The 15,188-nt window shown below is 44.9% G+C and carries 6 protein-coding genes; all 6 read left to right on the top strand.

The window, feature by feature from the left end:
- The first annotated feature begins 295 nt into the window (after positions 1-295).
- The 6 genes from DFQ12_RS03720 (at position 296) to DFQ12_RS03695 (ending at position 15,177) form a co-directional block, all read left to right on the top strand.
- Positions 296-4,405, top strand: a complete 4,110-nt coding sequence (locus DFQ12_RS03720) for a hybrid sensor histidine kinase/response regulator transcription factor (RefSeq protein WP_120257667.1) — start codon at positions 296-298, stop codon at positions 4,403-4,405.
- A gap of 487 nt (positions 4,406-4,892) precedes the next feature.
- Positions 4,893-7,754: a glycoside hydrolase family 31 protein gene (locus DFQ12_RS03715; protein WP_244211669.1), complete on the top strand. Its 2,862-nt coding sequence runs from the start codon at positions 4,893-4,895 to the stop codon at positions 7,752-7,754.
- 27 nt (positions 7,755-7,781) lie between these two features.
- The gene (locus DFQ12_RS03710) at positions 7,782-10,919 is read left to right on the top strand and encodes a SusC/RagA family TonB-linked outer membrane protein (RefSeq protein ID WP_208642424.1); all 3,138 of its coding nucleotides are present in this window, start codon (positions 7,782-7,784) and stop codon (positions 10,917-10,919) included.
- A 12-nt stretch (positions 10,920-10,931) separates the two neighbouring features.
- Positions 10,932-12,560: a RagB/SusD family nutrient uptake outer membrane protein gene (locus DFQ12_RS03705; protein WP_120257666.1), complete on the top strand. Its 1,629-nt coding sequence runs from the start codon at positions 10,932-10,934 to the stop codon at positions 12,558-12,560.
- A gap of 51 nt (positions 12,561-12,611) precedes the next feature.
- A complete protein-coding gene (locus DFQ12_RS03700) occupies positions 12,612-13,547 on the top strand; it encodes a hypothetical protein (protein ID WP_120257665.1) in 936 nt (311 codons plus the stop codon).
- A gap of 10 nt (positions 13,548-13,557) precedes the next feature.
- Positions 13,558-15,177, top strand: a complete 1,620-nt coding sequence (locus DFQ12_RS03695; protein WP_244211668.1) for a glycoside hydrolase family 43 protein — start codon at positions 13,558-13,560, stop codon at positions 15,175-15,177.
- The last annotated feature ends 11 nt before the right edge of the window (positions 15,178-15,188 follow it).

Here is a 15,188-nt window from a genome sequence, read left to right as displayed (position 1 = left end):
TTAAGTTTATAATTTATATTGGTTATTTTCCCCAGAAAGGGATGACTAAAATTAGGAACAACATAGTGTCTTGATAGGGTTCGAATGTTGAAGAAGAGAGGGTAAAATGTTTATAAAACTGGATGTATTATTAATTCTGCTGGAATTGCAGCCCCCAACTGTGATAGACTTCGGATAGGCCGGCATACGCTAACTAGGGATCTAAATGTTTCAGCTTAGGGTATAAAATGATCACTTATGCTGTAAAGATTTGATAAAATCAGTATTTTAACGGAAGTTCTTGAAACAATAACCAATGAAGCGTCTTTTATTACTATTCCTATTTTTTGGAATTATTTTAGGCTATGGACAGGAGTTTAAGTTTGCCCATATAAACAATGGAAATGGCTTAGCAGGAAATGAAGTTGTTGCCATATATAAAGATGGTAGGGGATTTGTCTGGTTTACAACAAATACAGGATTAAATAGATTTGACGGTGAGCGAATCAAAATTTTCAATCGCAGCAGCGAAGGCACTTCAGGAACTCTTTATGATGGTTTGAAGAAAATTGTAGAAGATGAGCAGGGGAATTTATGGATGTTGGGCAATAAATATGTCATGTTTGATTGGCGAAAGGAGGTTTTTATCAATAATACAGATTCCATTCTTGAAAAAATGGGTCTTCCACCAAACCCAATTTCTATACAAATAGATCAGTATAAAAATTTTATTGTAGCCTATCCACAAAAAGGCATTTACAAATATGACCCTAAGCATAAAAAATTAGTAAGCTTCAGATCATCAAGTGATCCGATGAGCATTCGTCCTACAGAGATCGTAGAGATCGCAATAAAAGATGAATTTGTGTGGATACTCCACAAAGATGGCTTTTTGGAACGTCTGAATACCCGAACGAAGCAAATTGATATCCGAAAAAGTTATTTAAACAGTAGGGCTATAAATTCTTTAATTCCGAAGAGTATGTTTATAGATTCCGACCATATGGTCTGGATTTATCCGGGTATAAATAATAGTGGTGCAGTCTGTTATAATCAAACTAATGATCAATGGAAACAGTATGATATTGACACGAAGCCCGCACTTTCCAATTCCTTTGTCCGTGGAATTGTAGCGGACCGGCAAGGATTAATTTGGATTGCCACGGACCATGGTGGTCTCAACCTTCTTGATAAAAATAAGAACTCCATCCAGGTCCTTCAGCATAACACGTATAATAAAACCTCCGTTGGACAAAACTCTATTGTAAGTTTATATTGTGATCCTCAAGGAATTGTCTGGGCAGGAACGTATAAGAATGGTGTTTCATACTATCATCCAGAAATATTTAAATTTCCTAGTACCGGATTTTCTGATGGGAAAAGTGAACTTTTTGACTGTAGCAGTATTGTCAAAGACAAGGAGGGGAACCTTTGGTTGGGGACAAATGGCAAAGGGCTCATTAAGTTGAATGAAACTACCGGAGAACGCCATTTTTTCAGAAACAAACGCGGTGATATGACAAGTTTGTCGTCTGATATTGTTACCGCGCTCCATGAAGATTATACAAAGAAAATGTGGATAGGTACTTTTATGGGCGGTTTGAATGTGTATGATGGTCGGCAGTTTAAACGATATGAAGTGCAGGAGAAAAACAACAAAGGACTGTCCAATCAGAGCGTATATGGGATCACGGAAGATTCCGACCAAAATTTGTGGATTGCGACTTTGGGGGGCGGAATTGACAGATTGGACCCCAGTAGAACGATATTTACAAATTTTAATAGGGACAATAGCAAACTACGTTCTAATTTCATTCTTTCCACATTAAAAGATCGGGATGGAACGATTAATTTTTCGTCAGATATCGGTGTCTATAAGCTCATTGGTGACCAGGCTATTATGCCTTATTTTCCAAATGCCAATTTTCAGGATAAGGCTGCTTCAGTTCCCGTTTATCAGCTTATGAAGGATTCAAAAGGTCGCATCTGGTTGGCCACAAAAAGGGGCATAAAAATCTTTGACACCACAAACCGGAGCTTCTCTTTTTTGACACTTGCAGATGGCCTATCCAGCGATGATGTACGATCTTTAGTCGAGGATCAAGATGGGAATGTATGGGCGGGGACAAGCAATGGGCTCAACCGGATACAGTACTTGTCAGCTAGCGGAGCTAAGCACAGCAGGATTATTTCTACCTTTGATCTTAGCGACGGGCTGACGGGAATGGTTTTTAATCCCAACGCCGTATATACCGATAAGACCGGAAAAATATATATGGGTACAACGGAAGGGTACATCGCTTTTTATCCGAGAAAAATCCCCGCCAACAAAAGTATACCGCAAGCTCGGTTTACAGAACTGTTATTGTCTAATGAAGTGGTCAATCCAGATGAAAAAAGGGGCAATCACACCGTTTTGCCGGTTTCTATTGTAGGCCTCGACAAGCTTACCTTGAAATATAATGAAACAAACTTTTCCATTCGATTTTCCGCATTCAACTTTATCCACCCGAATAAAAATAAATATCGCTATAAGTTGGAAGGTGTCGATAAGGAATGGATTGAAACTTCGCGTAGTACAGGAGTAGCTTCCTATTCCAATCTTAATCCAGGCCGATATATCTTAAAAGTTTATGCGGGCAATGAGGATAATGTATGGTCGCCTCAACCGATCGAGATGCAGATTGTAGTCAATCCTCCATTTTGGTTTTCATGGTGGGCTATAGCGACTTATATTGCAGTGTTTGTTTTGTTAATCAGGTGGTTTATTAAATATCGGTTGAAAAGAAAGCAGGATCAACTTGATCAAAATGCCCGTATGTTGGAAGCTGATAAGCTGCATGAAATAGACCAGCTGAAATTAAAGTTTTTTACCAATATCAGTCATGAATTCAAGACGCCTTTATCACTGATTATCAGTCCACTGGAAATGTTGTTAAAAAAAGATAGTCATCAGGAACAAAAAGCAGCACTGGGAGTCATGTATAAAAATGCCCAGAAACTGCTTACGATGGTCAACGATATATTGGATTTTCGGAAATTAGATCAGGATAAAACGAAACTCAATATATCATCGGGTAATATTATTGAATTTGTCAAAGAGACCAGTACATCCTTTTTGTCCATTGCAGCTGAAAAATCGATCAGACTAACTTTTACGACAAACCATCAATACATAGACCTGAGCTTTGATAAAGATAAGATGTATATGGCCATTTCCAATTTGATTTCAAACGCCTTTAAATATACCCGAACTTCAGGCCAGGTAGACGTTAGCGTAGCTATAAACGAAACGATTATTGACCAGGAAATCGATAAGCGTCTGTGTATTAAGGTTGCAGATACAGGTATTGGAATAGAAAAAGAACATCTTGACCGAATTTTTGATCGTTTTTACCGAATTGATTCCAATGAGACCCACGGTATCTCAGGGACAGGCGTTGGGCTTCATATTGTAAATGAATTTGTCAAGCTCCATGGAGGAACAGTGGAGGTCGATAGTGAACTTGGAAAAGGCACAGTTTTTACGGTGCAAATTCCCATGTTAAAAGAGACTTATGCCACGAACAGACAAGATGTGATCTATTCGGGTACTCATGATGAAAGCAATGCAGCATACAATAGGGATAGTGAAAACGACTTTATCCTAGATGCGGAGAACGGCGTATATACGCTTCTCATTATTGATGATAATGAGGATTTTCGCCTGTTTCTAAAGGATCTTTTTAGCAATGATTACAGGATCTTATCCGCAAAAGATGGCCAACATGGCTATGAGCTCGCGACCGAATATATTCCGGATCTTGTGCTTTGTGATGTTATGATGCCAAATGTAGATGGCTACGAATTCTGTCGCAAGATCAAGCAGGATATACGCAGTTCCCATATACCAGTCGTCTTGCTTACGGCAAAGTGTTCGGATGAAAATCAATTCCAGGGTATGGAAGCAGGTGCAGATGCTTATATCTCGAAACCTTTTAATATCGATATTCTACGCGTTACGCTGGCCAATATTGCAAAAAGGCAGAAACAACTACAGGATAAATTCAAATCAAGAATTGATATCTCAACAACCAAACCGGAGATCATTTCGATGGATCAGAAATTTATACAAAAAGCCGTCTCCATCGTTGAGTCAAATATAGAACGAACCGACTTCTTAGTGGAAGATTTATGCCGTGAAATGGCAATGAGCAGGGTTAATTTCTATAAGAAAATTCTTGCTTTGACCGATAAAACGCCCTCGGAATTTATCCGCTTTATCAGGCTAAAAAGAGCAGCAGAACTGCTCGAAAAAAGCCAGATGTACGTCAATGAAATCGCTTTCCTTGTGGGATTTAATGAGACCAAATACTTTAGAAAATACTTTAAAGAAGAGTTCGGGGTAACACCGAATGAATATAAAAAAACAATCACCTTAAAGTAGGAAATTGCTGCTAAGATTTCGGCATTGAAAGCAATCATTAAAAATATATGCAGATTATTCGCTGTTATGATGTTTTCTGTGATTTGCCAAATAAGGGCCGTACCGATCCACTATTTTCTGTTTTCCAAATTCGGATGAAAAGTATTGATCGCTGAATCAATGAACCATGGATCTCATACAGCATTCCAAATTATTGATGGTAGCATCTCCGGTAAAACAAGATTCGGCAATCCAAAACAATCCGGTAAATAAATTATAAACTCGCCTTTGGAAATTCACCCTCGTTTTAGCTCAACTTGTTTTAAAACAATAATTTAACATATAATATATTCCATTTATCCGACCGTATGTTAACAAATCACCCCCTAAAAGTTAACAAATCATAGCCTTAAGACAACCGGTTGCACTCTATATTTGACATGTTCTTTCATTAGGAAAGTATAAGCAATAACCAAGGGAATACAATAACCAATAAATCTTTATTTACATGCGCAACATAACGTATGCTTTAAGCGGTCTGATGTTCTTTACCATGATACATCAAGGATCTGCACAGGCTCAGAAAGCTCAGTTTGAAAAAACCGCCACCGGCGTGAAGGTCAGCTTCAAAAATTCTGCGGGCTCCATTGATCAGGACGTCTATCTGGACGCCATTACGGATAAGATCATACGGGTAACGGCAGTCCCTGCTGGGACTGGCTTCCCGAAACAGCAGCGCCTGGTGATTGTAGACTCTTTGCACCGGCAGCTAAAATCATTTGTTGCCGGATCGACAGACTCAACGGCCACAATACAGACAGCGGATCTGCGGGCTATTGTTTCTTTGAGCAGCGGTAAAGTAGAATTTTACGACTTACATGGCCATGCCATTTTAAAAGAAGCAAAACGGAATTCCGGTTCGTTTACTGCGGGGAGCTATAATGGCGATGCCTTTTACCAGGTCAACCAGGATTTTATTGTCCAACCGGAGGAGGGGATCTATGGGCTTGGACAGCATCAAAATGCGGTCATGAACTACAACCGGGGAAAACAGGTCACGCTACTGCAGTACAATACCGAAATCGGCATTCCATTTTTGTTATCCACCAACAACTATGGTCTGCTCTGGCATAATTACTCGATCACCAAAGCCGGGGATGTGCGCCCATTATTACCTTTGAATGCATTTAAGCTATCGTCCGTGGAAGGGGAGCAGGGCTGGCTCACGGCTACTTATATGAACCGCAATACCGACTCGGTATACCTTTCCCGTCCGGAATCGATCATCGATTATGGCTATTTAACGGACCAGCACAAGTTTCCAAAAGAGATCAAACTTGCGGATACAAAGGTGGTTTATGAGGGTACGCTTGCCTCGCCCTATGCCGGCAAGCATGTCCTGCACTTCAAATATTCGGGATACATGAAGGTATGGATAGATGGTCAGCTCGTCGCCGACCGCTGGCGGCAGTCCTGGAATGCCGGCACTTTTGAGCTTGAAAAAGATCTGGAAAAAGATCAGCCGCGCCGGATCCGGATGGAATGGATCCCAGACGGCAGCGAGTCTTATTTTACCCTAAACTGGCAGAGCCCAATTCCCGCTGCACGGCAGAACCTCTTTTCATTTAATTCCGAAGCCGGGGATGCAATTGACTATTACTTCGTCCATGGTGCATCCATGGACGATGTCATCAGCGGTTACCGGCATTTGTCAGGCAAGGCTCCGATTATGCCGGTCTGGAGTTTCGGTTTTTGGCAAAGCCGCGAGCGTTACAAAACTCAGGCCGAAATTGAACAGGTAGCCACAGAATTCCGTAAACGGAAGATTCCAATTGATAATATTGTCCAAGACTGGTCGTACTGGTCAGAAAACGACTGGGGAAGTCAACAATTTGATTTAAACCGCTTTCCAGATCCGAAGGCGATGGTGAAGAAACTGCATGACCAAAATCTGAAGATCATGATTTCCGCCTGGCCGAAAATAAATGAAGAGTCGCGTGTATATCAGGAGTTTAAAAGCAATAAGTGGATCTACCCACGGAATATTTACGATGGCCGTAAAGATTGGATCGGGAAGGGCTATACTTCTACATTTTATGATCCTTTTAACCAGGGTGCGCGCGATGCCTTCTGGAAGTTATTGGACAACAACTTATTTAAAATAGGCATCGACGCCTGGTGGATGGATGCAAGTGAACCGGATATCCATTCCAATATCGATCTGGATGAACGCAAAGCTGTTTTTCAGCCCAGCATCGGTTCCTCGGTGCGCTACTATAATGCCTTTCCGCTTCAAAATGCGAAGGGTATTTACGAGGGGCAGCGCGCAACGGATCCCAATAAACGGGTGTTTATTCTGACGCGTTCATTTTTTGCCGGACAGCAGCGCTATGCCGCCGCTGCCTGGAGCGGGGATATCGCATCCCGATGGCACGATATGAAGGATCAGATCGCGGGCGGAATAAATTTCTCCATGTCCGGTACACCATATTGGACAATGGATGCGGGTGGATTCCTCGTCGAAAACAGGTTCCATAAGCCCAATGCGGTGGATCTGGAAGAATGGCGTGAGCTCAATAGCCGCTGGTATCAATATGCTGCATTCTTGCCCCTGTTCCGGGCACATGGACAATTCCCGTTCCGCGAACCTTATCACATCGCTCCTGCGGAGCACCCTGCCTACAGAAGCATGCTTTATGCAATCAATCTGCGCTATAAATTGCTGGCTTATAACTACAGCCTGGCGGCAAAGACATTTTTCGAAGATTATTCAATGATCCGGGGGCTAGCCATGGATTTTCCGCTGGATAAAGCAGGATTTGACCGCAATGACCAGTATCTATGGGGTCCATCGCTCTTGGTGAGCCCCGTCACGGAGAAAGTTGCGAGGAGTCGGAAAATACATTTTCCACAAGGCGCCGACTGGTATGATTTATACAGCGGCAAGAAAGTCAGCGGCGGTCAGGATCTTCTGGTAGATGCGCCATACGAGCGTATCCCGGTGTATGCAAAAGCCGGTGCGATCGTTCCGGTCGGTCAGGAGCTGCAATACAGCACGGAGAAAAAGCAGACTGTACTGGACCTCTATATCTATGCCGGTGCCGATGGCCAGTTTTCGCTCTATGAAGATGAAGGTGATAATTATAACTACGAAAAGGGAAAATACAGCCGAATTGATATCCGCTACGATAACAGTACGCAAACGTTGTTGCTGGCCGACCGCAAAGGGGAGTTTGAGGGTATGCTACATAGCAGAAAATTCAATATCATTTTCGTCAGCGACAGAAATGCTATCGGCATCGACAGCCCTACAAAAAAATCAATGGCAGTATCTTATCACGGGAAAGCCTTACAGATTAAATTAAAATAAGTAAAACCAATTTATAAATCAAATCATATGATAAGCAAACAATTGTTGAGCAGGGGTGTGGCTGTTGTAGTCATGACCGGCATGACCTCGCTGGTCTGGGCACAGTCCTTTACGGGGTCCGTTGTTTCCGCTGATTCTGGCTTGCCGATCGGGGGTGCAAGCATTAAAGTAAAGAATCAGAAGATTTCAACGAGTACGGACGAATCGGGTAAGTTTTCATTGCAGGCCGCAAAAGGAAGCGTGCTGACGATCTCTTACGTGGGCTATAAAACGCAAGAAATTACAGTCGCCGGAGCGAATGGTATCATTCGCCTGCAGCCCAGTACCTCGGATCTGGAAGAAGTGGTAGTCATCGGCTATGGTGTGCAGAAGAAAAAGCTAAATACCGGCGCAAATCTGAAAGTAGAAGGCGAGGAACTGCAGAAACGGAATCAATTGAATCCCCTGCAATCGCTTCAGGGGCAGGCGCCGGGCGTTTCCATTACCTCCACCTCCGGTCAGCCCGGAGCGGATATGAAGGTCGTCGTCCGCGGCTTAGGGACAATTGGCAATTCGGGCCCGCTTTATGTCATTGATGGGGTGCCCGGAGGTGATATTTCGGTATTGAACGCTGCAGATATCCAGTCGATCGATGTTTTAAAAGACGCCGCTTCGGCAGCGATATACGGTTCGCAGGCAGCCAACGGTGTAATCCTGGTGACCACCAAGATGGGTGCTGCAGGTAAAAGCCAGCTGTCTTTTGACGGGTATACGGGTATTCAGAACGTATCACGCAAAGCGAAGCTGCTGGATGCCCATCAGTATAAAACAATCATGAATGAGCAATCCCTCAATTCAGGTGCTGCTGCCATTGATTTTGATGGAATGGCCGGACTGGCCAATACCAGCTGGCTGGACTATATGTTCAAGGACAATGCGAAAATGGACAATTATAATGTAGCCCTCACCGGTGGTTCGGAGAAATCCACCTATGCCTTGTCCATGAACTATATCAGTCAGGAAGGGATCGTCGGTGGTAAGGATGTATCCAATTACGAACGCTATGGCTTCCGGACAAATTCAGAACATAAACTGTTTGATAATTTTGTGAAGATCGGGCAGCACCTTAATTTCAACTACATTAAAAATCGGGGTATCGGTGTTGGCAACCAGTACAACAATACCTTACGCGGAGCTTTTACTACATCGCCGCTGTCACCCGTTTATTCGGACAACGGACTATATGGCAGCCCCTTCAACGATACGTCCAACTCACCCTGGTACAACGGCGACAGTAATCCTTATGGGGTGATGATGACCAATTCGAATAACAGCAACGATGGCCAGAAATTACTGGCAGATATTTTTGCTGAGATTGAACTGGTCAAAGGGCTGAAAGTACGCTCTTTATTGGGCTTCAACTATTATGCTTCGGAATACCGGAGTTTTACACCCCTGTACCGTTTTTCCATTTATACGTACAACCAGGACCATACCACTACGTCCCAAAATATGAGCAAGGGACATACATTGACCTGGACCAATACCGCTTCCTATGATTTTGATATCCGGACGGATCACCGCTTTTCGGCCATGATCGGGATGGAATCATTGCGATATCAGGGTACCTATCTTTCGGGCTCAAACTGGAACCTGCTTTCGCAGTTCAATGATTTTGCGCATGCCTATCTGGACAACACAACTGGGCAGGCACATCTGGATGAAAAGGGCAATGTTGTGGAGACGCGCACTGTTTCTGGAAAACCGGAGAACGTCACCCGGCGGGTGTCCTACTTCGGCAGGTTAGGGTACAATTACAAAGAGAAGTACCTGTTAAATGCTACCCTTCGGGCCGATGCTTCCTCCAAATTTTCACATAGCAACCGTTGGGGCTATTTCCCTTCGGTTTCAGCAGGCTGGGTGGTCTCTTCAGAAGATTTTTTCCAGGAGAACCTACCGGGGGTAAACTTCTTTAAATTGCGGGCTTCCTGGGGACAGGTGGGCAACCAAGATATTGCTGATTTTCAATATGCCGCACCGATCAGTACCTCAACAGGTATTACTTCATCCAATCCAGGTGCCCATTATGTATTCGGCACCAGCAACAATAATATTGCCGGAGCTTACCCGAGCCGCTTGTCCAATCCCAATTTAACCTGGGAGACCTCCGAACAGACAAATGTTGGATTTGATGCCAAATTCGCGCAGAGCCGGCTGGATGTCGTCGCTGACTTTTATGTCAAAAAGACGAAAGACTGGCTGGTAACAGCTCCGGTGCTGGCCACGACAGGTACGCTGCCACCTTTTATAAATGGCGGTGATGTGAAGAATACGGGAGTTGAGCTTGGACTGAACTGGGCTGATAAAGTGAATGCGCTTAAGTACCGCCTGGGTGTGAATGGTGCTTACAACAAAAATAAAGTGGGTAAGATCCCGACTGAAGACGGTATTATCCACGGCCAGACAGCCATGTTATATGATAATTCAGAGGAATTTTACCGTGCCGCCAATGGACAGCCCATCGGTTATTTCTGGGGCTACAGCACCGCGGGGTTGTTCCAGAACCAGGCTGAAATTGACGCCTGGAAAAATGCTGGAAAGGGCATTCTGCAGGCAGATGTCAAGCCCGGCGATGTAAAATATGTGGATCAGAATACTGATGGCATTATCAATGCCGCCGACAAAACAAATCTGGGTGTGGGCATGCCTAATTTTACCTATGGATTTAATATCGGACTGGATTACAAAGGATTTGATTTCTCCGTTAATGCTTACGGTTCTTTGGGCAATAAGATTGTGCAGTCTTACCGCAATCATACCAATAAGCAGGCGAACTATACCACCCGTATCCTCGACCGTTGGACAGGCGAAGGTACTTCCAATACCATTCCGCGTGTGACCGAAACAAATGTCAACTGGCAGTTTTCGGATTTATACATTCAGGATGGCGATTTCCTACGGATTAGCAATGTCACCCTGGGTTATGATCTTTCCAAACTGATCCGGTGGAAATACGCCAATCAGATCCGTTTCTATATACAGGGACAGAATCTATTCACCTTTACGAAATATGATGGAATGGATCCGGAGATCGGGTATGGTACAGACGGCTGGGTATCGGGTATTGACTTAGGGTATTACCCTAGACCCCGGACGGTATTATTTGGTTTAAATGTTAAACTCTAAAATCGAGAAATCATGAAAAAAATAGGTTATATCTCTTATTCAATACTACTGGGATCACTACTATTGGGATCCTGTTCATCCAGTTTCCTGGACGTCGAACCGATGACAAGTGTCTTGGAGAGCAACTTTTATAAAACAGTGGCGGATGCTGAAATGGCGCTGGTCGGTTGTTATGACGGTTACCAGCGGACAACCTCCAACGCGAGCCAGGCTTTTTATATCACCTCGGAAGTCGCTTCGGATAACTGTTTCGGTGGTACCGGAACAACAGATGGCCGCGGTTTCCAGGCTATAGACCGCTTTGATATCGGGCAATCCCAGTCGGACAATAATATTTTTGATGGTACCTGGTCAGATTACTATTCGGGCATTTTTAGATGTAATACGCTGCTGGCAAAGTTAGATGGCACCGATTTTTCGGGCAATACTACGGCACGCGCACGGATCGAAGGTGAAACCCGGTTCCTGCGGGCAGTCCTGTACTTCGATTTAGTGCGTCTCTTTGAGAACATACCCCTGTTGACCAGCCCTACGAGTGATAATATTGCGCAATCGGATCCAAAGGAAGTGTATAAGCTGATTGTTTCGGATCTCAAATTTGCTACAAGCAGTATCCCGGCCGATGCTTATCCGAAATCAGCCGCCGCAAGCAACGATGGCCGGGCTACGCCATTCGCCGCAAAAGCACTACTGGCACGGGTTTACCTCTTTTATTCCGGTTATTATGCAGCCGAAGATATTGGCGTATCCAAAGCCGAGGCGCTAGCGGGACTGGAAGATGTGATCAAAAGTGGCCAATTTGCATTGGTCGCTGATTTTAAAAACCTTTGGCCGGCATCAAGTTATCTTCCCAATGCCGCCGACAATACATTGGATATTTCCAAGTACGCAGGTAAAGGGAACTCCGAAGTGGTATTTGCACAGAAATTTAACAATACATCGGATTACGAAGGTCATATCGATGGCAACCGCTGGGTCGTTTTCTTGGGCTTGAGAGGGAAGAGCTGGTCACCCTATGGTCAAGGATGGGGTGCCTGTACCGTAAGCAAAAACTTCTTTAATGCCTTCGATAACAACGATACCAGAAAAACAGCATCCATTATCGATATCGATGGAGAGAAAATACCGGATTTTAATCTGAAAGACCAGCGTGAATACACGGGCTATGCGATCAAAAAATACGCGCCGACAGCATTGCCGGATGGCACCACAAATACAGGTGGAGATAAAGATATGCAATTGTCCCAGGATCAGGATTACTTTGTGATCCGCTATGCAGACGTGTTGCTAATGGCGGCAGAACTGGGGTCGCCCAATGCCCAGCAATATTTTGACCAGGTGCGCAAGCGGGCCTATAAAACCAATTTCGTTGCATTGCCCGTCTCAAAAAGTAATATCCTGAAAGAGCGGAATTTTGAATTTGCCTTTGAAGGCATACGCTATTGGGATGTGCTGCGTCAGGGTATCAATAATGCGGCCGCCATACTGGAGACTTCCGAAGATGTGCTTAGTGGTTCGGCTCCCGACAAAGTTGTTATCACAAAAGGCAAATTTCTGGCCACCCGCGGGTTTATGCAGATTCCGAATAAGCAGATCACGCTGTCAAATGGAGTACTGAAACAAAATGCAGGCTGGAATTAATGAACAGTGCTGCTGAATTTTCGCTTGGTTTAACGATATAAATCTATATACATGAAAAAGATAATACACTATGTCATGGCCCTCTTTGCGCTGATGACGATGGTCGGAGCTTGTTCTCCAGAAAAATATGCACTAGGGGAGATCGACCTCAGTCCGGCACAGCTGACTGAAGGTAAATCGTACCGTATTGAACATGATGTAAATAATCCGAATATTGTTTATTTAACGAGTTTAATGGATCCGAAATATACCCCGCTCTGGGAACATCCCCAGGGGCGGAGCCAAGATAAAAAGGTGACTTTAAAAATGCCTTTTCCAGGAGAATATACGGTTAAGTTTGGTGTCGAAACCCGGGGCGGAGTCGTTTATGGCGAGCCAGTAAGCTTTAAAATTGACGCGATGTACGCTGAATTTATCAGTGACGAGACCTGGACATTATTGACCGGTGGTGCAGGGCAGGAGAAAACCTGGTTTCTGGATCTTGATGCGGCAGAGGTATCCCGCCATTTTAAAGGGCCCATGTATTTTTATGGAACGGGAGACTGGTGGGGCACAGTAAACAAGACCGGCGAACCCTTGAACAGCGACAGCTGGAGCTGGGAACCTGACTGGAAAGGCAATAGCTGGCTAATGCCCGCTGGCGACTATGGTCGTATGACTTTTGACCTCAAAGGCGGCGCCAACGTCAATGTTAACCATGCCATGCTGGGAAAAGTGCAGAAAGGCATTTTTAATATTGACACCGAAAAGAAAACCCTGCGCATGACCGGCGCATCGCCACTGCATGGCAAACCCCAGGATGGTATCGTGGTAGACTGGGGTGATGTACGCATTATGTCACTGACGCAGAATACGATGCAGCTAGCTGTCTTAAGGGATCCTGTACTTTCGAATGACGGTGCCGCCATGCTGACATTCAATTTTATCAGCAAGGAGTATAAGGAAAGTTTAGATCAAGCGGGATCAGAATCCGGTCCGGCCAAATAAGAGGAAAAACATGACTATAACTAACATGACTTCAAGGTACTTGACACTTCTTAGCTCCACGATTTATTGCAGCTTACTTTTTTTGCTGGCAGCGCCGAGCTATGCACAACCGGGCTTTAAAAACCCGGTTGTCCGAGGATTTAATCCAGATCCGAGCATCTGCCGTGTAGGCGATGATTTTTACCTCGTGACCTCTTCATTCGAATATTTTCCGGGGCTTCCGATATATCATAGTAAGGATCTGGTCAACTGGGAGCAGCTGGGTCACTGCCTGACACGGTCTTCACAGCTCAATCTACACGGAGTACCTTCTTCGGGAGGGCTATTCGCGCCTTCGATCCGCTATCACGATGGTTTATTCTATGTCATATGTACCAATGTATCGGACAAAGGCAATTTCTATTGCACGGCAAAAAAACCGGCTGGCCCCTGGAGTGATCCGGTCTGGGTAGATATCAAAAGCATAGATCCGGACATTTTTTGGGATGAGGATGGCAAAAGCTATTTTGTGACCCAGGGAGATGAAGGAATACGTGTGACGGCCATAGATCTGAGTACCGGGAAGTTGACCTCGGCGGAAAAAGTGGTCTGGGCCGGAACGGGCGGGCGCTTTCCCGAGGCGCCCCACATCTACAAAAAGGATGGCTACTATTATCTACTATTGGGCGAAGGTGGCACAGAATATGCCCACAGTGTCAGTATCGGACGGAGCCGCTCCATCTGGGGGCCTTACGAATCCTGCCCGCTCAACCCAATTCTATCACACTCCAACCGTTTGGGACAGGGAAATCCCATTCAAGGGGTTGGGCATGCGGACTTTATCCAGGCAGCAGATGGCTCCTGGTGGACCGTATTTTTAGGTTTCCGCGTCACGCAACCTTACAGTTATTACCATATACTCGGTCGGGAGACATTTCTGGCACCGGTAAGCTGGCCTAAAGACGGCTGGCCACAGATCAACGGTAATGGAAAAATCCAGCTGGATATGGCGGTGAAGCCCCTGCCAGCAGTTCCTGTGGCAACTCCAACACAGCGCGATGAGTTTACTGCCACACAGCTGGGTTTGCAATGGCAGTATCTTCGGAATCCCGATTCGGCAAAGTACTCGCTGACCGAACGACGTGGTAGCCTCTGCCTGTACAGCAGTCCGATATCATTAAACGAGACGGAGTCGCCTTCTTTTATCGGCCGCAGGCAAACGGAACACGATTTTCAGGCCAGCGTAAAGTTTGAATTTAATGCCGCTTCCGACGGAGAAGAAGCCGGTTTAACGCTGTATCAGAACAATTCGCACCATTACGACTTCTTTCTCAAACGCAGCGGAAAGCTCTTTATGCTGCAGCTGCGCGCTAAGGTAGGATCTCTGCATTATATTGTTGCTGAAAAAGAAATCGCAGGCAACAAGATAGAACTGCGTATCAGTGGAACGCCTTTAAACTACAGCTTTGCTTTTATAGACCCAAAGTCCGGGGACTACAGCAACCTCGCTAGTCTGGATACCCGCTATCTGAGCACAGAGGTAGCTGGCGGTTTTACGGGAGTAATGATCGGTCTGTATACAAGTTCCAATGGGCAGCCAACCAATGCGAAAGCATTTTTTGACTGGTTTGACTATCAATCCTCCTATTAAAGTATGGAGCG

The sequence above is a fragment of the Sphingobacterium detergens genome (genome assembly GCF_003610355.1).
Classification (GTDB): Bacteria; Bacteroidota; Bacteroidia; order Sphingobacteriales; family Sphingobacteriaceae; genus Sphingobacterium; species Sphingobacterium detergens.
Note: the sequence above shows the minus strand (reverse complement) of the source record. Positions and strands in the feature narration are given on the sequence as shown.

What these genes read in the sequence shown, in the direction of transcription:
- DFQ12_RS03710 (WP_208642424.1), top strand. Translation starts at nt 7,782, where the DNA reads ATGATAAGCAAACAATTGTTGAGCAGGGGTGTGGCTGTTGTAGTCATG.
- DFQ12_RS03715 (WP_244211669.1), top strand. Translation starts at nt 4,893, where the DNA reads ATGCGCAACATAACGTATGCTTTAAGCGGTCTGATGTTCTTTACCATG.
- DFQ12_RS03700 (WP_120257665.1), top strand. Translation starts at nt 12,612, where the DNA reads ATGAAAAAGATAATACACTATGTCATGGCCCTCTTTGCGCTGATGACG.
- DFQ12_RS03720 (WP_120257667.1), top strand. Translation starts at nt 296, where the DNA reads ATGAAGCGTCTTTTATTACTATTCCTATTTTTTGGAATTATTTTAGGC.
- DFQ12_RS03695 (WP_244211668.1), top strand. Translation starts at nt 13,558, where the DNA reads ATGACTATAACTAACATGACTTCAAGGTACTTGACACTTCTTAGCTCC.
- DFQ12_RS03705 (WP_120257666.1), top strand. Translation starts at nt 10,932, where the DNA reads ATGAAAAAAATAGGTTATATCTCTTATTCAATACTACTGGGATCACTA.